The organism is Nocardiopsis baichengensis YIM 90130 (genome assembly GCF_000341205.1).
In the GTDB taxonomy this organism is placed as follows: Bacteria; Actinomycetota; Actinomycetes; order Streptosporangiales; family Streptosporangiaceae; genus Nocardiopsis_A; species Nocardiopsis_A halophila.
The window spans coordinates 115,114-140,579 of record NZ_ANAS01000019.1 but is presented as its reverse complement, the minus strand read 5'-3'; the positions used below and the strand labels follow the sequence as shown (position 1 = coordinate 140,579).

Annotated in this window: 26 protein-coding genes; 3 read left to right on the top strand and 23 right to left on the bottom strand. The window is 73.2% G+C overall.

What is annotated here, in order from left to right; genetic code table 11:
• Positions 1 to 18 precede the first annotated feature (18 nt).
• From nuoK to C892_RS0115800, 13 genes are all read right to left on the bottom strand, one after another.
• Positions 19 to 318: an NADH-quinone oxidoreductase subunit NuoK gene (gene nuoK / locus C892_RS0115860; protein ID WP_017538086.1), complete on the bottom strand. Its 300-nt coding sequence runs from the start codon at positions 316 to 318 to the stop codon at positions 19 to 21.
• Positions 306 to 1,196 carry an NADH-quinone oxidoreductase subunit J gene (locus C892_RS0115855; protein WP_017558000.1) on the bottom strand — a complete coding sequence of 297 codons (891 nt, stop codon included), beginning with the start codon at positions 1,194 to 1,196 and terminating at the stop codon, positions 306 to 308. Before C892_RS0115855 ends, nuoK begins: the two co-directional genes overlap by 13 nt.
• On the bottom strand, positions 1,193 to 1,795 hold the full coding sequence (nuoI, locus tag C892_RS0115850; RefSeq protein ID WP_017538088.1) for an NADH-quinone oxidoreductase subunit NuoI: 603 nt from the start codon (positions 1,793 to 1,795) through the stop codon (positions 1,193 to 1,195). Before nuoI ends, C892_RS0115855 begins: the two co-directional genes overlap by 4 nt.
• Positions 1,788 to 3,164 (bottom strand): NADH-quinone oxidoreductase subunit NuoH, encoded by a 1,377-nt coding sequence (nuoH, locus tag C892_RS0115845; RefSeq protein WP_017538089.1) that lies wholly within the window; start codon positions 3,162 to 3,164, stop codon positions 1,788 to 1,790. Before nuoH ends, nuoI begins: the two co-directional genes overlap by 8 nt.
• Entirely contained in the window at positions 3,161 to 5,638 is a 2,478-nt protein-coding gene (locus tag C892_RS0115840) for an NADH-quinone oxidoreductase subunit G (RefSeq protein ID WP_017557999.1), read from the bottom strand. The genes nuoH and C892_RS0115840 overlap by 4 nt, the downstream gene beginning before the upstream one ends.
• Before the next feature lie 88 nt (positions 5,639 to 5,726).
• A complete protein-coding gene (gene nuoF, locus C892_RS0115835; RefSeq protein WP_017557998.1) occupies positions 5,727 to 7,025 on the bottom strand; it encodes an NADH-quinone oxidoreductase subunit NuoF in 1,299 nt (432 codons plus the stop codon).
• Positions 7,022 to 7,717: an NADH-quinone oxidoreductase subunit NuoE gene (gene nuoE, locus C892_RS0115830; RefSeq protein ID WP_017538092.1), complete on the bottom strand. Its 696-nt coding sequence runs from the start codon at positions 7,715 to 7,717 to the stop codon at positions 7,022 to 7,024. The genes nuoF and nuoE overlap by 4 nt, the downstream gene beginning before the upstream one ends.
• Before the next feature lie 28 nt (positions 7,718 to 7,745).
• The gene (locus tag C892_RS0115825; RefSeq protein WP_017538093.1) at positions 7,746 to 9,047 is read right to left on the bottom strand and encodes an NADH-quinone oxidoreductase subunit D; all 1,302 of its coding nucleotides are present in this window, start codon (positions 9,045 to 9,047) and stop codon (positions 7,746 to 7,748) included.
• A gap of 43 nt (positions 9,048 to 9,090) precedes the next feature.
• Positions 9,091 to 9,840, bottom strand: coding sequence for an NADH-quinone oxidoreductase subunit C (locus C892_RS0115820; protein ID WP_017557997.1), 750 nt, complete (start codon positions 9,838 to 9,840; stop codon positions 9,091 to 9,093).
• Entirely contained in the window at positions 9,837 to 10,397 is a 561-nt protein-coding gene (locus tag C892_RS0115815) for a NuoB/complex I 20 kDa subunit family protein (protein WP_026124393.1), read from the bottom strand. The genes C892_RS0115820 and C892_RS0115815 overlap by 4 nt, the downstream gene beginning before the upstream one ends.
• A 57-nt stretch (positions 10,398 to 10,454) precedes the next feature.
• Entirely contained in the window at positions 10,455 to 10,814 is a 360-nt protein-coding gene (locus C892_RS0115810; protein ID WP_017538096.1) for an NADH-quinone oxidoreductase subunit A, read from the bottom strand.
• A gap of 101 nt (positions 10,815 to 10,915) precedes the next feature.
• Positions 10,916 to 12,220, bottom strand: a complete 1,305-nt coding sequence (locus C892_RS0115805; protein WP_017538097.1) for a geranylgeranyl reductase family protein — start codon at positions 12,218 to 12,220, stop codon at positions 10,916 to 10,918.
• 504 nt (positions 12,221 to 12,724) lie between these two features.
• Positions 12,725 to 13,444, bottom strand: a complete 720-nt coding sequence (locus tag C892_RS0115800) for a demethylmenaquinone methyltransferase (protein ID WP_017557996.1) — start codon at positions 13,442 to 13,444, stop codon at positions 12,725 to 12,727.
• Between the two features lie 128 nt (positions 13,445 to 13,572).
• Here C892_RS0115800 and C892_RS0115795 point away from each other — a divergent pair, with 128 nt between their 5' ends.
• Complete coding sequence (locus C892_RS0115795) at positions 13,573 to 14,862, top strand: hypothetical protein (RefSeq protein WP_017557995.1); 1,290 nt, start codon at positions 13,573 to 13,575, stop codon at positions 14,860 to 14,862.
• 12 nt (positions 14,863 to 14,874) lie between these two features.
• Here C892_RS0115795 and C892_RS0115790 read toward each other — a convergent pair whose 3' ends face one another.
• The gene (locus C892_RS0115790) at positions 14,875 to 15,267 is read right to left on the bottom strand and encodes a DUF4229 domain-containing protein (protein WP_017557994.1); all 393 of its coding nucleotides are present in this window, start codon (positions 15,265 to 15,267) and stop codon (positions 14,875 to 14,877) included.
• A gap of 302 nt (positions 15,268 to 15,569) precedes the next feature.
• Here C892_RS0115790 and C892_RS0115785 point away from each other — a divergent pair, with 302 nt between their 5' ends.
• Both C892_RS0115785 and C892_RS0115780 read left to right on the top strand, forming a co-directional pair.
• Complete coding sequence (locus tag C892_RS0115785; protein WP_017538101.1) at positions 15,570 to 15,770, top strand: BldC family transcriptional regulator; 201 nt, start codon at positions 15,570 to 15,572, stop codon at positions 15,768 to 15,770.
• A gap of 118 nt (positions 15,771 to 15,888) precedes the next feature.
• Positions 15,889 to 16,242, top strand: coding sequence for a PLD nuclease N-terminal domain-containing protein (locus C892_RS0115780; protein ID WP_017538102.1), 354 nt, complete (start codon positions 15,889 to 15,891; stop codon positions 16,240 to 16,242).
• A 155-nt stretch (positions 16,243 to 16,397) separates the two neighbouring features.
• On the opposite strand, the gene ccsB is transcribed toward C892_RS0115780, so the two are convergent.
• From ccsB to C892_RS0115730, 9 genes are all read right to left on the bottom strand, one after another.
• The gene (gene ccsB, locus C892_RS0115770; protein ID WP_017557993.1) at positions 16,398 to 17,465 is read right to left on the bottom strand and encodes a c-type cytochrome biogenesis protein CcsB; all 1,068 of its coding nucleotides are present in this window, start codon (positions 17,463 to 17,465) and stop codon (positions 16,398 to 16,400) included.
• A gap of 3 nt (positions 17,466 to 17,468) precedes the next feature.
• Positions 17,469 to 19,100, bottom strand: coding sequence for a cytochrome c biogenesis protein ResB (gene resB, locus C892_RS0115765; protein ID WP_017557992.1), 1,632 nt, complete (start codon positions 19,098 to 19,100; stop codon positions 17,469 to 17,471).
• A gap of 3 nt (positions 19,101 to 19,103) precedes the next feature.
• Positions 19,104 to 19,940: a cytochrome c biogenesis CcdA family protein gene (locus C892_RS0115760; protein ID WP_017557991.1), complete on the bottom strand. Its 837-nt coding sequence runs from the start codon at positions 19,938 to 19,940 to the stop codon at positions 19,104 to 19,106.
• Complete coding sequence (locus C892_RS0115755) at positions 19,937 to 20,548, bottom strand: TlpA family protein disulfide reductase (RefSeq protein ID WP_017538106.1); 612 nt, start codon at positions 20,546 to 20,548, stop codon at positions 19,937 to 19,939. Before C892_RS0115755 ends, C892_RS0115760 begins: the two co-directional genes overlap by 4 nt.
• Before the next feature lie 402 nt (positions 20,549 to 20,950).
• Complete coding sequence (locus tag C892_RS0115750) at positions 20,951 to 21,154, bottom strand: helix-turn-helix domain-containing protein (protein WP_017538107.1); 204 nt, start codon at positions 21,152 to 21,154, stop codon at positions 20,951 to 20,953.
• Between the two features lie 278 nt (positions 21,155 to 21,432).
• A complete protein-coding gene (locus C892_RS0115745; RefSeq protein ID WP_017557990.1) occupies positions 21,433 to 22,239 on the bottom strand; it encodes a phosphatase in 807 nt (268 codons plus the stop codon).
• A 68-nt stretch (positions 22,240 to 22,307) separates the two neighbouring features.
• Positions 22,308 to 23,486 carry an acetoin utilization protein AcuC gene (locus tag C892_RS0115740; RefSeq protein ID WP_017557989.1) on the bottom strand — a complete coding sequence of 393 codons (1,179 nt, stop codon included), beginning with the start codon at positions 23,484 to 23,486 and terminating at the stop codon, positions 22,308 to 22,310.
• A gap of 108 nt (positions 23,487 to 23,594) precedes the next feature.
• Positions 23,595 to 24,386 (bottom strand): pyrroline-5-carboxylate reductase, encoded by a 792-nt coding sequence (proC, locus tag C892_RS0115735; RefSeq protein WP_017538110.1) that lies wholly within the window; start codon positions 24,384 to 24,386, stop codon positions 23,595 to 23,597.
• Positions 24,387 to 24,475: 89 nt separating this feature from the next.
• Positions 24,476 to 25,411, bottom strand: coding sequence for a proline dehydrogenase family protein (locus tag C892_RS0115730; RefSeq protein WP_017557988.1), 936 nt, complete (start codon positions 25,409 to 25,411; stop codon positions 24,476 to 24,478).
• Positions 25,412 to 25,466 lie beyond the last annotated feature (55 nt).

Genomic DNA, 25,466 nt, shown 5'->3' with positions numbered 1-25,466 from the left:
ACACGGTCGCGCCGCCTTCTAGTACTTGAGCAGGTTCGCGTCGTCGACCGACGCCGACCTGCGGGTCCGGAAGATCTGCATGATGATCGCGAGCCCCACGACGACCTCGGCGGCGGCGACGACCATCACGAAGAACGCGATGACCTGCCCCTCGATGTCGCCGTGCATGCGCGCGAAGGCGACGAACGCCAGGTTGCAGGCGTTGAGCATGAGCTCCACGCACATGAAGACGATGATCGCGTTGCGCCGGACGAGCACCCCCACCGCTCCGATGGTGAACAGGAGCGCGGCCAGCGCGATGTAGTTCATCGGGTCCACGAGCGCTCAGCCTCCTGTCCGTCGGACGGTCCGTCGGCGCCCTGGCCGCCGCCCTCGGCGCCGGCCCCCTCCGCCTGCGCGGCGGGCTCCTCCCCGGCGGCGCGCCCCTCCTTGGAGGCGGCCGAGTCCGAGGCGCCGCCGGCCTCGGGCACGGTGCCCAGCCGGATGTCCTCGGGGACCCCGGACTGCAGTTCGGGGTCGCGGGCGGTGAGCACCGGGTTGAGCGAGAGCCGCGACACCGACCCGTCGGGCAGCAGCGCCGGCATGTCGATGGCGTTGTGCCGGGCGTAGGTGCCCGGCCCCGGCAGCGGGGTGGGGTATCCGCTCAGGACCCGCTCGCGGGCCTGCCGCCGCTGGCTGCGCCGCTCGCCGGTGCGTGCGGAGTGCGCCAGCACCAGCGCCCCCAGCACCGCGGTGATCAGCAGGGCACCGGTGGCCTCGAAGGCGATCACGTAGCGGAAGATCACCTCCGAGGCGATCGCGGGCACGGTGCCCCCGGCGGCCGCGGCGGCGCCCAGGCCGACCGGCTCCACGCCGGCGATCCGGGTCAGCCCCAGGCCCAGGGCGAACAGGAAGCACGCGGCGACCGCCCCGGCCAGCACCCGCTGCCCGCGGATGGTCTCCACCAGCGAGTCCGCCGAGCTGACGCCGACGAGCATCAGCACGAACAGGAACAGCATCAGCACGGCGCCGGTGTAGACGACGATCTGCACGACCATGAGGAACGGCGCCTGGTTCATCCCGTAGAACACGGCCAGGCCCAGCATGACCACGGCCATCATCAGCGCCGAGTAGACGGCTTTGCGGGAGAGCACCACCCCCGCGGCGGCGGCCAGCACGAGGGCGCCGATGGTCCAGAACGCGACGGCCTCGCTCATCGGACCGCCCCGCTCTGCCCGGCCGCCTCCGGCGCCGGCTCACCGGCGGCGCCGGTGCTCCGGGCGGCCTCGGGCGCCGGGGTCTGGCGCCGCGCGGCCTCGCCGTGGTTCCGGTAGTAGTCCTCCTCGGTGTCGCCGAGGCGCATCGGGTGCGGCGGGGCCTCCATGTCCTCGGTCAGCCCGGCCAGGAGCTGCTCCTTGGTGTAGATGAGGCTCTCGCGGTCGTCGTCGGCGAGCTCGTACTCGTTGGTCATGGTCAGCGCCCGGGTGGGGCAGGCCTCCACGCACAGGCCGCACAGGATGCACCGCAGGTAGTTGATCTGGTACACCCGGCCGTACCGCTCGCCGGGCGAGTACCGCTCGTCCTCTTCGTTGTCCCCCGCCTCGACGTAGATGGCGTCGGCGGGGCAGGCCCAGGCGCACAGCTCGCAGCCGATGCACTTCTCCAGGCCGTCGGGCCACCGGTTGAGCCGGTGGCGTCCGTGGAAGCGCGGCGCCGTGGGGCGCTTCACCTCCGGGTACTCGATGGTCGGCACCTTCGTGAACATGGTGTGGAAGGTGACGCCGAACCCTTTGACGGGGTTGAGCCAGTCAAGCACCGGTAACCTCCTCACGCTTGGCGGGCTTGCCGGCCGGGGCCGGTGCGGTCGGGGACGGCTCCGCGGGGACGCTGCTGCCGTAGTGCGCGGCGCGCAGCGGCGGCACCGGGAACCCGCCGCGGGCGGGGTCCTCGGCCATGGCGCGCAGCTCCTCGGCGCGCTCGGCCGCCTCGGCGGCCGCACGGCGCTTGGCGGCGCGCACCCAGGCGGCCAGAGCGGCCGCGGTGACCAGTGCGAAGGCGGCGCCGACGGCGGCCGTGGCGGCCACCGGGGCGTCCTCGTTGACCATCAGCCGCACGGCGGCCACCGCGGTGATCCACACCAGCTGGATCGGGATGAGGACCTTCCACCCCAGCTTCATCAGCTGGTCGTAGCGGATCCGCGGCAGCGAGCCGCGCAGCCAGATGAACAGGAACATGACCGCCATGAACTTGAGCAGCCACCACAGCGCCGGCCAGTACCCGGCGTTGGCGCCCTCCCACACGGCGGTCAGCGGCGGCGGCGCGTACCAGCCGCCCAGGAAGAAGGTCACCGACACCGCGGCGACGGTCACCATGTTCACGTACTCGGCCAGGAAGAACATGGTGAACTTCATCGACCCGTACTCGGTCATGAAGCCGCCGACGATCTCCCCCTCCCCCTCGGCCAGGTCGAAGGGCAGGCGGTTGGTCTCGCCGACCATGGTGACCAGGTAGATCAGGAACGACGGCAGCAGCACCACGGCGAACCACAGGTCCTGCTGGGCGTCGACGATGCCGGAGGTGGTGAGCGTGCCCGAGAGCATGAACACCGCCACGAAGCTCAGCCCCATGGCGATCTCGTAGCTGATCACCTGCGCCGAGGCGCGCAGGCCGCCGAGCAGCGCGTAGGGCGACTGGGAGGCCCAGCCGCCCAGCACGATGCCGTACACCCCGATCGCGGCGGTGCCCAGCACCACCAGGGCCGCCACCGGCAGGTCGGTCAGCTGCAGCGGCGTGGTCACGCCGAACATCGACACCTCGGGCCCGATCGGGATCACCGAGAAGCCGATGAAGGCCGGGACCGCCGCGATCATCGGCGCCGCGATGTAGACCAGGCGGTCCACGTTGCGCGGGATCACGTCCTCCTTGAGCGACAGCTTCACGCCGTCGAACAGGGACTGCAGCAGCCCCCAGGGGCCCATCCGGTTGGGGCCGTGCCGCTGCTGCATGCGGCCCATGACCTTGCGGTCGGCCATGATCATCATCAGCACGGACAGCATCAGGAAGACGAACACGGCCAGGGCCTTGATCAGGGTGATCCACCAGGGATCGCCGCCGAAGGCCTCCAGCGCGGGATCGGCGGCCTGGGCCGCCTGCCAGGCGGCCGCCGTCGCAGCGTCGGGCTTCACTGTGGGCTCCCAGCACTCGTGGCGGTCCGGGCCGCAGGGACCGCCTCCAGGCGGACGGTGTCGCCCGCGGCGGCCCCCAGGTCGCGGCGGACGTCGCACTCGCGGGCGTTGGCGGGCAGCCAGACCACACGGTCGGGCATCGCGGCGGCGACGACCGCGGGAACGGTGACGGCGCCCCGCGGCCCGCTCACCCGCAGCTCACCGCCGTCGGCCAGGCCGGCCTCGGCGGCCGTGGCGGCCGAGACGCGGGCCAGGGCCGGCCGGGCGGTCCCGGCCAGGTAGGGCTCGCCGTCCTCCATCCGCCCGTTGCCCAGCAGCTGGCGCCAGGTGGCCAGCACCGCCTCGCCCCGCCCGGGGGCGGCGGCCGGCTCCGGTGCGGTGGCCGGGTCCGGGACCCGCTCGCCCCGCCAGGCGCCGAGCTCGGCCAGCTCGCGGCGGGCCGCGGCGGCGTCCGGCAGCCCCAGGTGGACGTCCATCTCGTCGGCGACCGCCGCCAGCACCCGCAGGTCCGACAGGGCCCCGGGCACCTTCAGCGCGTCGTCGAAGGGGCGGTGCCGCCCCTCCCAGTCCACGAAGGTCCCGGACTTCTCGGCGACGGCGGCCACCGGCAGCACCACGTCGGCGCGATCGGTGACGTCGCCGGCCCGCAGCTCCAGGGAGACGATGAACGGCACCCGGGCCAGGGCCTCGCGGGCCGCCTCCGGGTCGGGCAGGTCGTCCAGCTCGACGCCGGCCACGACCAGGGCGTCCAGCTCCCCGGCGGCCGCGGCCTCCAGCACGGCGGCGGTGTCGCGGCCCTCGCGCTCGGGCAGCGCGGCCACGTCCCAGACCCGGGCGGTCTCGGCGCGGGCACGGGCGTCGCCCACCGGGCGGCCGCCCGGCAGCAGGTTGGGCAGCGCACCGGCGTCGACCGCGCCGCGCTCACCGGCGCGGCGCGGCACCCAGGCCAGGCGGGCCCCGGTGCGGTCGGCCAGCCGGGTCAGCGCGGACAGAGCGCCCGGGCTCTGCGCCAGCCGCTCCCCGGCCAGCAGCACCGCCCCCTCGGCGCGCAGCGCCGCGTCGGCCTCGGGGGCCGCCTCGGCCAGGGCGTCCAGGGTCCGCGCCTCCTCCCCGGGCGCGGCCGGGACCAGGGTGCCCCCGGCCTTGTCCAGGCCGCGGCTGGCGAAGGGGGCCACGGAGAAGACCCGCCCGTTCCCGGCCCGGTGGGCCTTGCGCAGCCGCAGGAACACCACCGGCGACTCGTCCTCGGGCTCGAACCCGGCCAGCAGCACCGCGGGCGCCGACTCCAGGTCGGCGTAGGTGACCCCCAGGCCGGTCCCGGCCACCCGGGCGGCCAGGAACTCGGCCTCCTCCTCGGAGTGCGCGCGGGCCCGCATGTCCACGTCGTTGGTCTTGAGCGCGACGCGGGCGAACTTGGCGTAGGCGTAGGCGTCCTCCAGGGTGAGCCGCCCGCCGGCGAGCACCGCCGTGCGGCGCGCCCGGGACAGCCCCTCGGCCGCCATGGTCAGCGCCTCGGGCCAGGATGCGAACTCCAGGGCCCGGCTCTCCTCGTCGCGCACCAGGGGGCGCGAGAGCCGGTCGGGCCGGGTGGCGTAGGTGAAGGCCCACCGGCCCTTGTCGCAGTTCCACTCCTCGTTGACCTGCGGGTCGTCCCCGGCCAGGCGGCGGGTGACCTTGCCCCGCCGGTGGTCGGTGCGCTGGGCGCAGCCGGCGGCGCAGTGCTCGCACACGCTCGGCGTGCTCACCAGGTCGAAGGGGCGCGAGCGGAACCGGTAGGCGGCGCCGGTCAGCGCGCCCACCGGGCAGATCTGCACGGTGTTGCCGGAGAAGTAGGACTGGAAGGGCTCCCCCTCGGCGATGCCGACCTGCTCGTCGGCGCCGCGCTCCAGCAGCTCGATGAAGGGGTCGCCGGCGATCTGCGCGGAGAACCGGGTGCAGCGGGCGCACTGGATGCAGCGCTCCCGGTCCAGCAGCACCTGGCTGGAGAGCGGCACCGGCTTGGGGAAGGTGCGCTTGGTCCCGGTGAAGCGGGTCTCCCCCTGCCCGGCGGACATCGCCTGGTTCTGCAGCGGGCACTCGCCGCCCTTGTCGCAGACCGGGCAGTCCAGCGGATGGTTGACCAGCAGGAACTCCATGATCCCGCGCTGGGCCTTCTCCGCGGTCGGCGAGGTGAGCTGGGTCTTGACGACCATGCCCTCCATCACCGTGATGGTGCAGGAGGCCTGCGGCTTGGGCATCGCCCGGCCGTTCCCGGCGTCGGGGATCTCCACCAGGCACTGGCGGCAGGCCCCGACCGGCTCGAGCAGCGGGTGGTCGCAGAACCGGGGGATCTGGATGCCCAGCAGCTCGGCCGCGCGGATCACCAGCGTTCCCTTGGGCACCTGGATCCGGAACCCGTCGATGGTGACGGTGACCAGGTCCTCCGGCGGAACCGCGGGGGTGCCCCCGGACGAGGCGTCGGTCGTGACGGTCACGTGTTCCCTCCCCACACGGTCCGGTGTTCTGCAGCGCGGGGGAGCGACCCCCCGGACCCCCCGGAGGGGTCCCTGTCGGCGATCGCCATCACGCACCTCCCCACACGGTCGACTTGGCATGGTCGAACGGGCACCCGCCCTGTTCGAAGTGGTCGATGTACTCCTGCCGGAAGTACTTGATCGACGACATCACCGGGCTGGTGGCGCCGTCCCCGAGGGCGCAGAAGGAGCGGCCCAGCAGGTTGTCGCAGATGTCCAGCAGCTTCTCCAGGTCGGCCTCGGAGCCCTCGCCGGCCTCCAGCCGGTCCAGGACCTGGACCATCCAGTAGTTGCCCTCGCGGCAGGGCGTGCACTTGCCGCAGGACTCGTGGGCGTAGAAGGCGATCCACCGGCCCACCGCCCGGACCACGCAGGTGGTCTCGTCGAAGATCTGCAGCGCCCGGGTGCCGAGCATGGACCCGGCCGCGCCCACCGACTCGAAGTCCAGCGGGGTGTCCAGGTGCTCGTCGGTGAAGATCGGGGTGGACGAGCCGCCGGGGGTCCAGAACTTCAGCTCGTGCCCGGCGCGGATCCCCCCGGCCATGTCCAGCAGCTCGCGCAGGGTCACCCCCAGCGGGGCCTCGTACTGGCCGGGCCGCGTGACGTGGCCGGACAGCGAGAAGAACCCGAACCCGGCGGACTTCTCGGTGCCCATGGAGGTGAACCACTCGGCGCCGTTGGCCACGATCGCGGGCACCGTGGCGATGGACTCCACGTTGTTGACCACGGTCGGCGAGGCGTAGAGCCCGGCCACCGCGGGGAAGGGCGGCTTGAGCCGCGGCTGGCCGCGGTAGCCCTCCAGCGAGTCCAGCAGCGCGGTCTCCTCGCCGCAGATGTAGGCCCCGGCCCCGGCGTGCACCACCACGTCCAGGTCGAAGCCGCTGCCGAGGATGTCGGTGCCCAGCAGCCCCGCGGCGTAGGCCTCCTCCACGGCGCGCCGCAGCCGCCGGATGACGTGCAGCACCTCGCCGCGCACGTAGATGAAGGCCTGGTTGCTGCGGATGGCGTAGGAGGAGATGATCACCCCCTCCAGCAGGGTGTGCGGGCTGGCCATCATCAGCGGGATGTCCTTGCAGGTGCCCGGCTCGGACTCGTCGGCGTTGACCACCAGGTAGCGCGGGTTGGGGTTGTCCGCCGGCAGGAAGCCCCACTTCATACCGGTGGGGAACCCGGCGCCGCCGCGGCCGCGCAGGCCCGAGGTCTTGACCTTCTCCACCAGGGTGTCGGGCTCCATCGACAGGGCGGTGCGCAGCGCCCGGTAGCCGCCGGCGGCCCGGTAGCCCTCCAGGGTGGGGGCGTCGGGGCGGTCCCAGTTGTCGGAGAGGACGGGGGTGAGCGTCGTCGTCACTGTCCGGCCTCCTCACCGGCGCCGGCGTCGCCCGGGGCGGGCGCGGTCCAGCCGCGCTCGCGGGCCAGCCGCAGCCCCTCCAGGGACGGCCCCGCCGCCTGCGGGCCCTCGTCGGCGCGCCCGTCGGAGAACCCGGCGAGCACCCGGGAGGCCTCCTTCCAGGTGCAGACCGACCCCGGGCCGCGGGTGGGGCGTACGTCCCGGCCCAGGCGCAGGCCGTCGACCAGCTCCTTGGCACTGTCGGGGGTCTGGTTGTCGAAGAACTCCCAGTTGACCATCACGACCGGGGCGAAGTCGCAGGCCGCGTTGCACTCCACGTGCTCCAGCGTGACCTTGCCGTCCTCGGTGGTCTCGTCGTTGCCCACCCCCAGGTGCTCCTTGAGGGCGGAGAAGATCTCGTCGCCGCCCATCACCGCGCACAGGGTGTTGGTGCACACGCCCACGTGGTAGTCGCCCACCGGGCGGCGCTTGTACATGGTGTAGAAGGTCGCCACCGCCGTGACCTCGGCCGCGGTCAGCCCCAGCTGATCGGCGCAGAAGCCGATCCCGGCGGTGCTGACGTGCCCCTCCTCGGCCTGCACCAGGTGGAGCAGGGGCAGCAGCGCCGAGCGCGCCTTGGGGTAGCGGGCGATGATCTCCTTGGCGTCGACCTCCAGCCGCGCCCTGGTCTCCTCGTCGAAGGTCCTCGTCATCGGGGCCCTCCCCTCTCCGCTGGCTCCGTCACCGGTCCACGCCTCCCATCACGGGGTCGATGCTGGCCACCGCGGCGATCACGTCGGCGACCGTCCCGCCCTCGCACATCGCCGCCACCGCCTGCAGGTGGGTGAACGAGGGGTCGCGGAAGTGCACCCGGTGGGGCCGGGTGCCGCCGTCGCTGACCGCGTGGCAGCCCAACTCGCCCTTAGCGCTCTCCACGGCGGAGTAGGCCTGGCCCGAGGGCACGCGGAAGCCCTCGGTGACCAGCTTGAAGTGGTGGATGAGCGCCTCCATGGAGCCGCCCATGATGTGCGCGATGTGGTCCGGGGAGTTGCCCAGGCCGTCGGCGCCCAGGGCGAGCTTGGCGGGCCAGCCGATCTTGGGGTCGTCCACCATGACCGGGCCGGGCTCCAGCTTGTCCAGGCACTGCTCGATGATCCGCAGGCTCTGCTCCAGCTCGGCCACGCGCACCCGGTAGCGGGCGTAGACGTCGCCGCCCTCGGAGACCGGGATGTCGAACTCGTAGTCCTCGTAGCCGCAGTAGGGCTGCGCCTTGCGCAGGTCCCAGGGCAGGCCCGAGGCGCGCACCAGCGGCCCGGTCACGCCCAGCGCCATGCACCCGGCCAGGTCCAGGTGGGCCACGTCGCGGGTGCGGGCCAGGTAGAGCGGGTTGGCGTCGAGCAGCTTGCGCAGGGTCGCGATGCGCTCGGGCATCTCCTTGAGCAGCTCGCGGATCTTGCCCACGGCGCCGGAGGGCAGGTCCTGGGAGACCCCTCCGGGGCGGATGTAGGCGTGGTTCATCCGCAGCCCGGTGATGAGCTCGAAGATGTCGAGCACCATCTCCCGCTCACGGAAGCCGTTGGTCATCACCGTGGTGGCGCCCAGCTCCATGCCGAACGTCGCCATCGCCACGAAGTGCGAGGACATCCGGTTGAGCTCCATCATCAGCACCCGGATGACGTTGGCCCGCTCGGGGATCTCGTCGGTGATGCCCAGCAGCTTCTCCACGGCCAGGCAGTACGCCGTCTCGTTGAAGATCGGCGTGAGGTAGTCCATGCGGGTCACGAACGTGGTCCCCTGGGTCCACGTCCGGAACTCCATGTTCTTCTCGATGCCGGTGTGCAGGTAGCCGATGCCGACGCGCGCCTCGGTGACGGTCTCGCCGTCGAGGGTGAGGATGAGCCGGAGCACCCCGTGGGTGGAGGGGTGCTGCGGCCCCATGTTCACCACCAGCCGCTCGGCCGAGCTCGCCTGCGCCGCCGCGACGACCTCGTCCCAGTCGCCGCCGGTGGCGTCCACGTGCTCCTCGGTGGCCTGTGCGCTCATGGCCGCGCCTCCCTCCTCGCCCGGTCGTGCTCGCGTGGGGTGCTCATGCGTAGGACCTCCGCTCGTCCGGCGGGGGAACGGTCGCCCCGCGGTACTCCACCGGGATGCCGCCCAAGGGGTAGTCCTTGCGCTGCGGGTGGCCGTGCCAGTCGTCGGGCATCTCGATCCGGGTCAGGGCGGGGTGGCCGTCGAAGACGATCCCGAAGAAGTCCCAGGCCTCCCGCTCGTGCCAGTCGTTGGTCGGGTACACCCCGGTCGCCGAGGGGATGTGCGGGTCGGCGTCGGGGCAGCAGGTCTCCACCCGCACCTCGCGGTTGTGGGTGATCGACCGCAGGATGTAGGTCGCGTGCAGCTCGCGCCCGGTGTCGTCGGGGTAGTGCACCCCGGTCACCCCCAGGCACAGCTCGAAGCGCAGGTCCTCGGCGTCGCGGAAGCGGCGCAGCACCTCGGGCAGGTGCTCCCGGCGCACATGGAAGGTGATCTCGCCGCGGTCGACCACCACCCGCTCCACGGCCCCGCCGTAGCCGGCGGGGGCGTCGGCCAGCGCCTGCTCCAGGGCGTCGGCCACCGCGTCGAAGCCGGCGGTGCGCGGGTCGCCGGGGTCGGTGTAGGGCCGCTCGGCGCCGGGCGCCACGGTGCGGCGGACCCGCAGCCGGCCGTAGCCGGAGGTGTCACCGGTGTCGCCGGCGCCGAACATGCCGGTGCGCGTGACCGGCGCCTCGAGCCGCTCGCGTCCGGCGCGCTCGGGCAGGTCGTCGGCGGGCGTGTGGCCGGCCCCGTTGGACATGCTCATCGCCCGCCCCCCTCGTTCTGGTCGACCAGCGGGAGCGAGCGGCGCAGCCGCCGCTGCTCCTCCTCCTCGATCTCGCGCTGGCGGTGCGCGCCGAGCTTGGTGTTCTGCACCTTGTCGTGCAGCTTGAGCACGGCGTCCAGCAGCATCTCGGGCCGGGGCGGGCAGCCGGGCAGGTACATGTCAACCGGCACCACGTGGTCCACGCCCTGCACCACGGCGTAGTTGTTGAACATGCCGCCGCTGGAGGCGCACACCCCCATCGCGATGACCCACTTGGGCTCGGGCATCTGGTCGTAGATCTGGCGCAGGACCGGGGCCATCTTCTGGCTCACCCGGCCGGCCACGATCATCAGGTCGGCCTGGCGCGGCGTGGCGCCGAACTTCTCCATGCCGAACCGGGCCAGGTCGTAGTGCGGACCGCCGACCGACATCATCTCGATGGCGCAGCAGGCCAGCCCGAAGGTGGCCGGCCACATCGAGCTCTTGCGGGCCAGCCCCACCACCTGCTCGACGGTGCCGAGCATGACACCGCTCGGCAGTTTCTCCTCAAGTCCCATGAGGCGAACCCCCTTGTCCGTTTCCCGTGCGCGCCGTGCGGGGCGGCGCCTGCCGGATCAGTCCCATTCCAGGCCTCCGCGGCGCCATTCGTAGGCGTAGGCGATCGAGACGTTCACCAGGAAGAGGACCATCGCGATGAGGCCGAACAGGCCGAGCGCGTCGAAATGGACCGCCCACGGGTAGAGGAAGATGATCTCGATGTCGAAGACGATGAAGAGCATCGCCGTGAGGTAGTACTTGATGGTGAACCGGCCGCCGCCCGCGGGCTGCGGGGTCGGCTCGATCCCGCACTCGTAGGCCTGGAGCTTGGCGCGGTTGTACCGCTTGGGGCCGGCGATGCTGCCGACGACCATCGATACGACCACGAACGCGGCGCCGATCCCGCCGAGCACGAATACGGGTGTGTACAGCTCCATCGGTGGACGTCCCCTTCATGACGGGCGTGCGGATGCACGCCCGCTTGTGATCGCTTTCACGTGGGCGGCCGGCGTGGGCCCCTCGCTCGCCATCGCCCCTCCTAGGACGTGGGCGCCATCCGCGACATGCCGTTGATGACGCGGTCCATGGCGTCCCCGTGGGACGGTTCGGTGAGGTTGGCCAGCATCTTCAGCGCGAACCGCATCAGGGTGCGCTGGGGCAGGCCGTAGCGGGTCGCGTACTTCATGAACTCGGGGTTGCCGATCATCTTCACGAAGTACCGGCCCAGCGTGTAGTAGCCGCCGTAGGCGTCGCGGAGCACGTCGGGGTAGCGCATCAGGGTGCGCTCGCGGGTCTGCACGGTCGGGCGGGACAGCGCCTGCACGGCCACGTCGGCGGCGATCGCCCCGGCCTCCAGCGCGTAGGCGATGCCCTCGCCGTTGAAGGGGTTGACCATGCCGCCCGCATCGCCGACCAGCATCAGCCCGCGCGAGTAGTGCGGCGTACGGTTGAAGCCCATGGGCAGGGCGGCACCGCGCACGCCCCCGCGCCGGTTCTCCTCGGTGAAGCCCCACTCCTCGGGCATGCTCTGCGTCCAGCGCTTGAGCAGGCTCCGGTAGTCGACCTCCTGGAAGGCCGACGTGGAGTTGAGGATGCCCAGGCCGACGTTGCAGGTGCCGTCGCCGACGCCGAAGACCCAGCCGTAGCCGGGCAGCAGCGTGCGTCTGCCGCCGGTGTCGTCCCACAGCTCCAGCCAGGACTCCAGGTAGTCGTCGTCGTGGCGGGGGCTGTCGAAGTAGGTGCGCACGGCCACGCCCATCGGGCGGTCGTCGCGCTTGCGGATGCCCAGGGCCACCGACAGCCGGGAGGCGTTGCCGTCCGCGGCGACCACCAGCGGCGCCCGGTAGCGCACCTGCTCGCCGTCGGGGCCGGTGGCCACCACGCCCTGCACCCGGCCGGTGCGCTCGTCCACCAGGGGCTCGCGCACGTTGGTGCGCTCCAGCAGCTTGGCGCCGCAGGCCCGGGCGCGCTCGGCCAGGATGAGGTCGAAGTCGTAGCGGGTGCGCACGAGCCCGAAACCGGGGTAGGAGGCCAGCTCGGGCCAGGGCAGTTCCAGGCGCACGCCGCCGCCGATGATGCGCAGGCCGCGGTTGCGGATCCAGCCGTCGCCGTCGAAGGGCACGCCCAGCGCGGCGAGCTGCTTGACCGCCCGCGGGGTGAGCCCGTCGCCGCACACCTTCTCGCGGGGGAAGGAGGTCTTCTCCAGCAGCAGCACGTCCAGGCCGGCACTGGCCATGTGGCAGGCCGCGGCGGAGCCGGCGGGCCCGGCCCCGACGATGATCACGTCGGCTTCGAGGTCTGCGGTGGCCCGCCCGGAGGGGGCGTCGGGTGCGGTGGCGCTCACGAGTGGTCCCTGTGGCTGTGGGGGTGCGCGGTATGGGCGCTTTGTGCGCTTCTGGGGCGGGCCGTACGAGGGTGTCCGGAGTTACCCACGACACGTACCCTTGTGAAGCCCTTCACAAGGCCTCGCCCCGAAGTCTAGACCTTTCGCGTTCCAGGGGCGACCCCCATCTGCCATTCATCTCGTCCGGGCATTTTCAGTCGCAAACCGGGCAGATCGGCTTTTACCAGGGTTACTAAGGTCAACCTACGTCCGTTTCATCCTCCGAAATCACCTTCATCCTTCAGAAACACGAAAGGCACCAGAACATCAGTTCTGGTGCCTTTGTTGCTGGAGTGACGGGTGGGAAAGATAGGGGCCGACGCGCCGAGACCCGGCCCCCGTCCGGCTCCCCCGGCACGGATCCCCGTTGATCTCGGGAAAAGCGACCCTACAAGGGCGGGTTTAGGGGCGTTTTTCCCGAGATCAACGGGGAGGGGCCGGGGATGGTGTCACCGACCTCAGTGGTCAGTACAGCTCGGCCGGGCGGTAGCCGCGGTGCAGCGCCACCACGCCCAGGGTCAGGTTCCGCCAGGCCACCCGGGTCCACCCGGCGCGCTGCATCCGCGCGGCCAGCCCCGGCTGGTCCGGCCAGTCCATGATCGACTCCGACAGGTAGCCGTAGGCCCCCGTGTTGTCCGAGAACAGCCCGGCGATCCGGGGCAGCGCGGCCATCAGGTACCCGGAGTAGACCCGGTCCACCGCGCGCACCGGGATATGGCTGAACTCGCAGATCACGACCCGCCCGCCGGGCTTGGTCACCCGGTACATCTCGCGCAGGGCGCGGTCGGTGTCCTGCACGTTGCGCAGCCCGAAGGAGATGGTGACCGCGTCGAAGGCGGCGTCCTCGAAGGGCAGCTCCAGGGCGTCCCCGGCCACGCAGGCCACGCCCCCCGACACCGCCCCGCCGCGCCGGCGGGCGCCCTCGCTCAGCATGCCCTGGGAGAAGTCGCAGGCGATCACCCGCGCGCCGTTCCCGGTCAGCGCCTCGGAGGAGGTGCCCGTGCCGGCGGCCAGGTCGAGCACCAGCTCGCCGCTGTAGGCCTCGACCGCCCGCACGGCGGCCCGCCGCCACTGGCGGTCCTGTCCGAGCGAGAGCACGTCGTTGAGCAGGTCGTAGCGGCCGGCGATGCTGTCGAACATCGCGGCGACGTCGGCGGGCGACTTGTCGAGTTCGGCGCGGGTCATGCGCCCAGCCTAAGCCCGCTCCGGCGGGTCGGTGACGCCCGGCGATTCCGGTCACGCCGACACCCCCATTACGGTTACTGTACGAAGCCGATACATGACCGAACGTACGGATGGGAAGAAGGGCGCCCGTGGCCTCCACTCACCGCCGCCGACCACTCGCCGTCGCTCTGAGCGCGCTCGCGCTGAGCCTGCCGATCGCCGCGCCCCCGGCGGCCGCCGCCCCGGCGGAGCACACCGGGCACCCGGGGGTGGTGGGCGAGCGGCCCGTGGCCTGGACCCCGCACGTGCTGGACGGCAGGGTCACGTCCATCGCCAAGGTGGGCGGCACCGTCTACGTCGGCGGCTCCTTCCAGCGCGTGGCCTCGCCGGACCGCACCACCACCTACCGGCGCAGCAACCTGTTCGCCTTCGAGCACGGCACCGGCCGCGTGCTCGACTTCTCCCCCGACCCGGACGCCACGGTCGCCTCGGTCGTCCCGGCGGGCGAGGCCGGCGACGGGGTGTACGTCGGCGGCGCGTTCACCCGGATGGGCGCGCGGCCGGTGCGCGGCGCGGCGCTGGTCGGCCCCGACGGGCGGGTGGACCGGGGGTTCGACGCACGGATCACCGGCGGCAGCGTGTACCGCCTGGCCCGGCACGGCGACGACCTGTACGCCGGGGGCTCGTTCTCCTCCGCCGGCGGCGGGGGCGAGCGCGGGCTCGCCCGACTGGACGCCCGCACGGGGGACGCGGACGGCGGCTTCTCCATCGCGATCGGCCGGGAGCGCCGGGGGACCCTGCGCGTGCAGGACCTGGCGCTCAGCCCGGACGGCGGGCGGCTGGTCATCGCCGGGACCTTCATGGAGGTCGAGGGCGAGCGGCGCCCGCAGATCGCGGTCGTGGACACCGGCGCCTCGCCCGCCCGGCTCAGCCCGTGGTCGACCGAGGCCTACGCCGCCGAGTGCGACTACTCGCGGATGCACACCTACATGCGCCAGATCGACTTCGCGCCCGACGGCTCCTACTTCGCGGTGGTCACCGCGGGCGGCCCGCAGATCAAGCCGGGGCTGTGCAAGACGGTGGCGCGCTGGGAGAGCACCGACCGCCCCGGCGCGCGGCCGACCTGGACCAACCACACCGGGGGCGACTCGCTGTACGCGGTGGAGGCCACCGGGGCCGCGGTCTACGCCGGGGGGCACCAGCGCTGGATGGACAACCGGCACGGGGAGCACGACGCGGGGCCCGGCGCGGTCGAGCGCGAGGGCATCGCGGCGGTCGACCCGGCCACGGGCCGGGCGCTGGCGTGGAACCCGGGCCGCAGCCGGGGCCACGGGGTCGAGGCCTTCCTGGCCACCGAGGACGGGCTGTACGTGGGCAGCGACACCACGCGCCTGGGCGAGCGGGACCGGGCCCGGCTGGGGATGTTCCCGCTCGGCTAGCCGGGCACCGGGCTACTGCGCGGCCGGGGCCTGCTCTTCGGGGCGGGCCCCGTCGCCGTTCCCGGCGCCCGTCGTGCCGGCGCCGTCCGCGTCCTCGGCCCCGGCGCGGCCGGATCCGGCCGCTTTCGGCGACGGCGCAGGCCGCGGAGCCGCTCCGGCGGCCTGGGCGGCGTCCTCGTGGGCGGCGCCCTCTTCCAGCCGGCGGCTCATCCGGTCGGTCCGGGCGGTGATCCGCTCCGAGACCGCGTCGCGCTGGCGGGAGAGCACGATGTAGCTCACCAGGCCGCTGACCAGGGCGGCGAGGATCAGCGCGAGCGCGCCGCGGGCCCCCAGCAGGTAGAGGAGACCGAAGGCGACCCCGAACAGCAGGAGCCGTGCGGCGGTGTAGGCGAGGACGCTGCGCATGAAACTGCCTCACATGGGGTGGTCTGGTTCACTATCGTGGGGGTCGGCGGCATCGCCGACCGCCCCGTCCAGGATAAAGGGGCCGATCGGCGCTGCGCCCGCGGGGAGACCTGCCGCGGATGATGGGACGAATCAAGTCGACACCGCCTTTTGAAGGTCACGGTCCGATCACATATCGCGCACACTCCCCCTCCTCCCCCCAGTTTTTACGAAAACTAGGGAGGAAACGGACTATCTCGTGCACACTAGGGGATCAATCGCCCGCCTCCCCCAGACCACACGGCGGGCCCCGAAGGGGGATTGTGAAGGTGGAAAGAGGAAGCGAACGGCTACTGACTCCCGGAGAGGTCGCCTCCCTCTTCCGGGTCGACCCCAAGACCGTCACCCGGTGGGCCGCATCCGGGCGCATCAGCAGCATCCGCACCCCCGGCGGCCACCGGAGGTTCCGCGAGTCCGAGGTCCGGGCACTGCTCCATGGCGAGACCACCGAGTCCGCCCCCTGAGGCCCGGGCCGCACGCCCGGCGACGCCCGCTCCCCCGCAGGCGCGCGCCCCCATCAGGCGCGACGCCCGACACGGCGCTCCCCGCACACCCGCGGCGGATCGCGGATAGGCTGGATCCATGGTGTGGCTCGCTGGCCTGTTCACGCTGCTCACGATCGTGCTCTGGGTGTACGCGTTCTTCGACGCGCTCACCACCCCGGCATCGGAGGTCCGCAACCTGCCCAAACTCCTGTGGCTGATCGCGATCGTCGTGTTCACCCCCATCGGTCCGCTGCTCTGGCTCTTTCTCGGCCGCCCGCGGATCCCGGAGGCGGCCCCCGGCCCGGCCGCGCCCGAGCGCCCCGCGCCCTCGTTCGCGGACGCCGACCCGTCCGACGCCCACGCCGATCCGGGGCACCCCGGCCCGATCGGCCCCGACGACGACCCCGAGTTCCTGCGCCGCCTGAACAGGCGCATCAACCCGGACGACTGAGCACCACGGGCGGCCTCGCGGCCGCGGCGCCGTCCCTCAGGGCGCCGTGGACGCGCACGGCGCCCCGCACGGTACGGGTCCGCCCCCGCCTCGACACAGAGGCGGGGGCGGACCCGTGTGCGGTGCGCGGCCCTCAGGCGGGCCGGGCAGACGTGTCAGGCGTAGCTGTGCAGGCCGCTGAACATGTAGTTCACGCCGAAGAAGTTGAACATCAGGCAGGCGAAGCCGATCACGCCGATCCAGGCCGAGCGGGTGCCCTTCCAGCCGGCGGTCGCGCGCGAGTGCAGGTAGGCAGCGTAGACCACCCAGGTGATGAAGGACCAGACCTCCTTGGGGTCCCACCCCCAGAAACGGCCCCAGGCCTCGTCCGCCCAGACCGCCCCGGCGATGATGGCGAAGGTCCACAGCGGGAAGGCGATCACCACGAAGCGGTGCGAGACCCGGTCCAGCAGCTCGGGGCTGGGCAGCTTGGCGGCGATGCCGGCCACCCGCTCGCCCGCCGCGCGCTTGACCTCGGTCCGGTGGGCCACCAGGTAGGTGATGGCGGCGGCACCGGAGACCATGAACGCCCCGGTGGCCACGATCGCCGCGGAGACGTGGATCGCGATCCAGTACGAGTGCAGCGCCGGGACCAGCGGGCCGGCCTCGCTGTACAGCCAGCGGGCGGCGATGCCCAGCAGCAGCACCACCGGGAGCAGCACGAAGGTGCCCAGGTAGCGGGCCTGGTAGCGGAAGGCCGCGTACAGGAAGGCGGCCACGGCGCACAGGCAGATCGCCACCACGAACTCGAACATGTTGCCCCAGGGCCAGCGGTCGGCCGCCAGGCCCCGGGTGACGATCTGGCCCAGGTTGAGCAGGAACCCGGCCACGGACACGACCAGCGCCACCGTGCCCAGCACGCTGCGCGAGGCCGAGGCCCGCGGCTCGGAGTCGCGGACGGACACCTCCAGGCCGTCACCGCCGGAGGCCCCCGACGGCGGGTCGGCGTCCAGGTCCACGGTGGAGGAGCCGCCCACCGCCGCCGGGGCCGCCGCTCCGGGGGCGCCCGCGGCGAGCGGCACCAGGCGGTTGTTCTTCAGGGCCGTCCGGCGGCCGTAGGCCGCCTCCAGCGCGAACAGGAACAGGGCCGCGGCATAGGCCACGATCATCGCGATGATCAGGTGGTCGCTGAGCGACGCCAGGTCCTGGTCCACCGCCGCCTCCGCGGCGAGCTGGTACACCACCGGCTACTCCTTCGACGATGCGGGTCCGTCGGCCGCGGGCACGTCCCGCAGCCGGTCTCTGAGCTCGGTCGCCAGGCGGTGGAACTCCTGGCCGTTGGCGGTCGACTCGGTCTTGCCCAGCCCCGCCACCTCGACAACGGTACGCCCGTCCGCTCCGGCCGATGCGCGCACCCACGCCCGGCGCGGGCGCACGAACAGGGTGCCCAGCAGCCCCAGCACCGCCAGCGAGGAGAACAGCAGGGCGGGCAGTCGTCCCGGGTTGTGGGTCATCTGCAGGGTCGCGAAGTCCTCGTACCCGGTGAAGGTGACCTCCCCCGCGCCGTCCGGCAGCTCCCAGCTGTCCCCGGGGCGCAGCACCTCCGACTCGCCTGCCTCCTCCATCCGGGAGGTGTCCAGCTGGTACACCGACTGCGCCTGGCGCATGTTCAGGTCCCCGGTGTAGGCGGTGAGGGTGACCGCCGGGTCCTTGGGGGCGGGGAAGGTGGAGGCCAGCCCGGTCTCGCCGTCCTCGCCGGTGCGCTCCCCCGCGGTCGGCAGGAAGACGCCCTCGAACCCCAGCCCCTCCGGCAGCGCGTCGGGGACCTTGACCACGCCGTCCGCCGTCCGGCCCGGGTCGCCGTTGCGCGGCAGGAACGGCACCGGCTGGTCGAAGACGACCTCGCCCTCGCCGTCGCGGACCTCGAACTCGGGGGCGTAGCCGTGGCCGAGCAGGTACACCTGCACCCCGCCCACCGACAGCGGCTCGTTGACCTCCAGGGTGTGCGTGCGCTCCTCGGCGCCCGGGGCGTCCCTGTAGGTCAGCTCGCCGGAGAAGGACTCGGCCTGGCCGCTGAACCCGCCGTCCTCGACGAAGTCGGCCTGGAAGTCGTGCAGCGTGAACGAGAAGGGCGCCAGGTCGTCCTCGTCGGCCGCGACCCCGGGGTAGAAGGAGTCGTAGGAGGTCAGCGTGTTGGCGAAGCCGTCGCCCTCCACCACGAGCATGTTGCCGCGGTAGCCGAAGGCGTACCCCGCGGCCAGGGCGACGAGCAGGCCCAGCAGCGCGACGTGGAAGACGACGTTGCCGGCCTCGCGCAGGTACCCGGTCTCCCCCGAGAGCGAGTCGCCGTAGCGCTCCAGCCGGTAGCGCTTGAAGACGGTGCGGCCCTGCTCCAGCACCTGTTCGGGCGCGGCACCGGTGGTGAAGCGCGCCGAGTAGGGCATCCGGCCCAGGTGGCGCGGCGTCCGGGGCGGCCGGGCCCGCATCAGGCGCAGGTGGGCCCGGGCGCGCGGGATCACGCACCCGGTGAGGGACACGAAGAGCAGCAGGTAGATCGCCGCGTACCAGGGCGAGGAGTACACGTCGAACAGGTAGAGGCGGTCGAGCCAGGGGGCCACCGCCGGGTTCTCGGTGTAGTACTGGGCGACCTCGTCCGGGTTGACCACGCGCTGGGGGAGCATGGAGCCCGGGATCGCGCCCAGGGCCAGCAGGAACAGCAGGATGAGCGCGGTGCGCATGGAGGTCAGGACCCGCCAGGTCCACCGGGCCCATCCGGCCGGGGAGAGCGCCCCCGGCGCGGGGCCGCCGTCCGGGGCGCCGGGCCCCCGGTCCTCTCCGGCGCCCGTTCCGGCACCGCCGTCGGTGGTCGTGGTGGCCATGGGTCAGATCACCGTCTCGAAGCCTTCGGTCCATCCCTGCATGACGGCCGTGATGTCCGCCCACACCCCGGTGACCAGGAGCAGTCCCACCAGGACGAGCATGCCCCCGCCGACCGCGGTGATCGCGCGGGTGTGCCTGCGCGCCCAGGCGAACGCGCCCAGGGCGCGCCGGTAGGCCAGGGAGGAGAGCACGAACGGCAGGCCCAGGCCCACGCAGTAGGCCAGCGACAGCAGGGCGCCGCGCCCGGCGCTGCCCTCGGTGAAGGCCAGCGTCTGCACGGCGGCCAGGGTCGGGCCGATGCAGGGCGTCCACCCCAGGCCGAACAGCACGCCCAGCAGCGGGGCCCCGGCCAGCCCGGCGCCGGGCAGCCGGTGGAAGCGGAACTCGCGGTTCATGCCGGGCAGCACGCCCATGAAGGCCAGGCCCAGCGCGATGGTGAGTACGCCCAGCACCCGGGTGATGGTCTCGGCGTGGTCGATGAGCAGCCCGCCGACGCCGCCGATGAACACCCCCACCGCGACGAACACGAAGGTGAAGCCGGCGATGAACAGCAGGCTCCCGGCCAGCATGCTCCACTTGCGGGCCTGCAGCTCCTCGTCGGCCGAGCGCACCGCGGTCGCGGTGCCGGCCCCGCCGTCCGCCCCCGCGGCGCCCGCCCCGGCCTCGCGGGCGGCCCGGTTCCGGGCGGCCATGTCGGCGCCGGACAGGCCGGTGACGTAGGACAGGTAGCCCGGCACCAGCGGCAGCACGCACGGGGAGAGGAAGGAGACCAGCCCGGCGGCGACCGCGAGCGGGACCGCCAGCAGCAGCGACCCCTGGATCACCGTCTCGGCGATCATCCGTCCTCCTCGACGACCGTCTGCACCAGCCCGGTGAGCTGGTCGTAGTCGGTCTCGCCGATGACCCGCGCGGCGATGCGCCCTTCGCGGTCGATCACCAGGGTGCTGGGGATGGCCTGGGGCGGCACGGTGTCGCGGAAGGCCTGGGGGACCTCGCCCGGCTGGTCGTACAGGCTGGGGTAGTCCACCTCCTGCTTGCGCTCGAAGGCCTCGGCGGCGGTGCGGTCGTCCTTGATGTTGACGCCGAGGAACTCCACGTCCCGGTCGGCGAAGTCGCCGTGCACCTCGTTGAGGACGGGGGTCTCCGAACGGCAGGGCCCGCACCAGCTGGCCCAGACGTTGAGCACCAGGACGCCGCCCTCGTAGTCGGAGAGGGCGACCTCCTCGCCGTCGAGCGTCTCGCCGCTGTGGTCGGGGGCCTCCACCCGCTCCTCGGGGGCGAACTCGGTGGCGGTCCCGTCACCGGCGATGTAGCGGCTGTCGTCGGAGCCGCCGTCGGCCGTCTCGGCGGGGTCGGACGCGCACCCGGCGGCGGCCAGCGCGGCGGCCAGCGCCGCGGCGGGCAGCCGCCCGGCACGGCGCAGGGCGCCGGATCTGCGTGAGGGCATCAAGGAACCTCGGAACACACGGGTGAGGCGGGCACGAACGTCGACAACGACGAAGTGTAGTAGAGCCTCCCGCCCCCTGCCCGCCGGGGCTCGCTATGGCCGTGACATGCACGGACAGGGGGGAGGTTCCGAGGAATGCGGCATGGGGCGGGCCGGACGGGCGGCCGGAGGGGGGTCCGCCGCGCGGCGCTGTGAGCGCACTCACGGCGCGGCCGCGCTCAGGCGCGCCCGCTCGGCGCGCTCGGGGCGCGGGCGCCCGGGGGCCCACGGGGAGCTCACCCGGAGGGCGATGGGCGGGGCTGCACCGCCCCCTTCGGGTGGGCCTTCATCCAGTGCCGGGGAGACACCGCATCCGGTGCCGGGGAGGCACTGCATCCGGTGCCGGGGAGGCACCGCGACCGGTCAGCCGGCCTCGACGAAGGCCTCTCGGAGGTAGTCGTGCACGGCGCGCTCGGGGACCCGGTAGGACCGGCCCACCCGGATCGCGGGGAGTGCACCGGAGTGGACCATCCGGTAGACGGTCATCTTGGACACTCGCATGATCGTGGCCACCTCGGCCACGGTCAGGAACCTGACCTCTTCCAGGGGAGCCTTACTCCTGTTCATGTTCGGAACGCCCTCACTTCCGGACGTGCGCGTCGGTGTCCCTGCCTCTCCCCGCCGCGGAGGCCCGTCAGGAGCGGCGCGCCCTGGGTGCGCCGCCGACCCCGCCACCGCGCCGGGGTGTCGTTGAAGTAACTGCTGACACGTCCGTTTTCAGGGTAGATCCGCGTTCACGGCATTGAAAGGCCGGGTTTGCTGTCCCTGCAGCTATACGGGGGCGACGGGTCCCGTGAGGTTTAGGGGATGGGTATAAAAGCGCCCGGCCCCCGTCAGCGGGGTCCTCACCGGTCCTCCAGGCCCGCCTTGTACAGCACGTACGCCGACAGCGGCCGGTAGTCCTCGGTCGAGTATCCGTCGTCCAGCGGGACCGTGGCGTGCAGCTTTCCCTCGTCTTCGGCGAGGAAGAGTGCGGGATCGTTACAGTCGGCGAACCCCACCGCCGAGACGCCCGCCTCCCCGGCGGCACCCGCGAAACCGTGGTCGGCGATGACCAGCTGCGGCCACGGCTCGCCGCGGCGGCGCAGGTCCTCCAGCGCGGCCTCCATCGCGAAGGGGTGGTGGCTGTGCCGGGGCTCGCCCTCGGTGTCGGTGACCATCCCGACGCCGTCCCGCCAGACCAGGACCCGCTCCCCGGGCAGGTGGCCGCTGTCGGTGGCGTAGGAGAAGCCCTCGCCCGCCGTGACGACCGGGCAGCCGCTGCGCTCCAGGGCGCGCTTGAAGCCCCGGTAGGTGGCGTGCAGGTTCACCGGGTGGCCGGTGGCGACCATGACGCGCTCGCGGTCGCGGGCGGCGCGCGCCATCCGCTCGGCCAGCGCCTCCAGCGCGTCGGCGGTCAGGTCGGGGTCGATGGTGTCCACCCCGGACTCGTGGGCGGGGTCGGCCACCACACCGCAGCGCTTGGCCATCAGCGCCAGGATGTCCGGGTAGGCCCACTCGCGGGCGAAGGTGAGGCCGAACATGTGGTACGGGTCGCGCTCGGCGAGCCTGCGGTAGTGCCGCAGGTTCCCCTGGCGCGGGGTGTCCACGTGCCCGGCGATCCCGGTCCTGACCATGTGCGCGATGAGCTCGCTGCGCGAAGGCGGCGTCACCCGTTCTCCCCTTCCGTGTGGGCCTGGCGGCCGCTCGGCCCGGTCCGTGGTCCCCTCTCGTGCGTGCGCTACAGGCTCGGGTCGATCCCCTGGCTGGGGAAGACCGCCCTGCGGGTGGCCTGGATCGCCTGGTCCACCGGGTCGGCGGGGTCGAAGCCCGCCTCGAACGGGGTGAACCGGGGGGTGCGTCCGTCGGTCATGTACAGCGGCGGAACGTCGCCGGTGCGCCGGCGCACGAGCCCGCGCCACTCCTCGGGGGTGGCCGCCTCCGGGTCGACCCCGCCCCCGGCGGCCTCGGCCAGCAGGTGGGTCCAGGCCCGCGGCACGACCTGCACCAGCTCGTAGCCTCCTCCGCCCAGCACCACCCAGCGGCCGCCGGCGGTGGTCTTGGCCAGCTCGTGCAGCTCCCGGTAGACGCGGCGCTGGCCGTCCAGGCTGAGCATCAGGTTGGCCAGCGGGTCCAGCGCGTGCGCGTCCGCCCCGTGCTGGGTGACCAGCACCTCGGGCTGGAACTCGCGCAGCAGCGGCGGCACCACCGCGTCGAAGGCGCGCAGCCAGCGGGCGTCGTCGGTGCCGGCCGGCAGCGCGACGTTGACGGAGTACCCCTCGGCGCCCGGGCCGCCGCTCTCGGAGGGGCGGCCGGTGCCGGGGAAGAGCGTGAGCGGCGACTCGTGCAGGCTGATCGTCATCACCCGCGGGTCGTCGTAGAACATGGCCTGCACGCCGTCGCCGTGGTGCACGTCGACGTCGACGTAGGCGACCCGCTTGGCGCCCTGCTCCAGCAGCCAGGCGATGGCCAGCGAGGCGTCGTTGTAGACGCAGAAGCCCCAGGCGTTGCCGGGCATGGCGTGGTGCAGGCCGCCGGCGATGTTGGCGGCGTGCTCGCTCTCGCCCTGCCACACGGCGCGGGCCGCGGCCACCGAGGCGCCCGCCACGAGCGACGCCGCGTCGTGCATGTCCGGGAAGACCGGGTTGTCGGCGGTGCCCAGGGAGTGCGCCTCGTCCGGCTCCAGGGTCCGCCCGGCCCGCTTGACCGCCTCGATGTAGCCGGGGTCGTGGACGAGCTTCAACAGGTCGTCGGAGGCCGGCTCGACCGGGATGAAGGAGATGCCGGGGGCGTCGAACACGCCGAGCTCGCGGGCGAGCGCCATCGTCAGCTCCACCCGCACCGGGTTGAGCGGGTGCTCGGGGCCGAAGTTGTAGCCGGTCAGCCCGTCGTCCCAGGCGACGTGCAGCGAACAGGCCATGCGCCCTCCCCCTGGCGTTGGTGCGGTCCACGCGTGTGTCCGGTGACACACATACTCAAGCACATCCGGACGCAGCGGTGCGATCCGGGCGCGCACCCGTCCCCGTGCTCACCCCTCCGACAGCGCGCGGCTGCGGTCCCGGGCCGCCTCGATGGCGTCGGTGAAGGCGGTGCGCACGCCGTGGCGGTCCAGCTCCCGCACGGCGGCCGCGGTGGTGCCGCCCGGGGAGGTGACGGCCTCGCGCAGCACCACCGGGTGCTCGCCGGACTCGCCGAGCATCGCCGAGGCGCCGGAGATGGTCTGGCGCACCAGGCGCTGGGCGGTGGCGCGGGGCATGCCCATGGCCACGCCGGCCTCGACCATGGTCTCGGCGATGAAGTAGAAGTAGGCCGGGCCGCTGCCGGAGATGGCGGTGACGGTGTCCATGTGCCGCTCGGCGACGACCTCCACCTCGCCGACCGCGCGCAGCAGCCGCTCGGCGCGCTCCAGGTGGCCCTCGTCGGCGGCGCGGCCGCCGGTGATCGCGGTCATGCCCTTGCCGACCAGCGCCGGGGTGTTCGGCATGGCCCGCACCACCGGGACGCCGTCGCCCAGGTGCTTCTCCAGCACCGCGGTGGTGATGCCGGCCGCCACGGAGACGACCGTGGTGCCCCCGCCGACGTAGGGGCTCAGCCCGTCGAGGAGGTCGACCATGTCCTGCGGCTTGACCGCCAGGACCAGCGCGTCGGCGCCCGCGGCCTCGGCCGCCGGGACCGTGCGCACCCCGTAGCGCTCGCGCAGTTCGGCGGCGTGCTCCTCACGGGGCTCGGTGACCAGTACGTCGTCCGGGCCGTGCCCGGTGCTCAGCAGGCCGGCGAGCAGCGCCTCGCCCATCTTGCCCGCGCCAATGATCGCGATCATCCACTCACCCTTTCGGACGCATTCCACTGTAGGCCGGTCACGGAACGCAGCGTGACGCGTCCCTCCCGAACGCGGGTGCGGGCCCGGCCTCAGGACCGGGTGAGCAGGGAGCGTGCGGCGAAGGCGGCGTAGGCGGGGCGCTCGGCGAGGCGGCGCAGGAGGTAGCCGTACCACTCGCGGCCGTAGGGGACGTAGACCCGCACCCGCTCGCCGAGCCCGGCCAGGCGCTCCTGTTCGGCGGGGCGCGCGCCGTACACCATCTGGAACTCGTGGTCGCCGGGGGCGCGGCCGTGGCGCAGGGCGAGGGTGCGGGCGATGGCGATCAGGCGGGGGTCGTGGGTGGCGACCAGCGGGCGGGCCGGTCCGGCCATGAGCGTGTGCAGGCAGCGCACGTAGGCGGCGTCGACGGCGCCGCGGGTCCGGTGGGCGGCGTCCGGGGACGGCGCGTAGGCGCCCTTGACCAGGCGCACGCGCGCGCCGGGCAGGGCGGCGTACCGGCGGACGTCGTCCTCGGTGCGCCGCAGGCGGCTCTGCAGGACGATGCCGAGGCCGGGGTGGCGCGCGCGGAGGCGGTCGGCGATGCGCAGCGTCGGCGCCACCGTCCACTCGGCCTCCATGTCGAGGGTGGCGGTGGTCCCGGCCTCCTCCGCGGCGGCGCAGATGCGCGCGATGTTCTCCTCGGCGAGGGCCTCCCCCTCGCCGCCGAGCCCCAGGCCGACCGCGGTGGGCTTGACCGACACCTCGGCGGTACCGGTGAGGCCCTCCTCCCCGAGCCGCTCCAGCAGCACGCCGTAGGCGCGGGCGACCGCCCCGGCCCGGGCCGGGTGGTCGACGTCCTCGCCGAGGTGGTCGACGGTGGCGGACAGGCCCGCGGCGGCCAGGGCGCGCACGGTGCGCACGGCGTCGTCGAGCGTCTCCCCGGCGATGAAGCGCCCGGCCAGGGCCCGGGTGGCGCCGGAGCCCTCGGCGGCGGACCGGAGCCGCCCGCTTCCGGCGGCCGCGAGAACGGTACGTCTGAACACCACGACACGCCTCCCGGGTGGACGGCCCTCTCCCCTTTCGAGCCTACGCCCCGCGGGG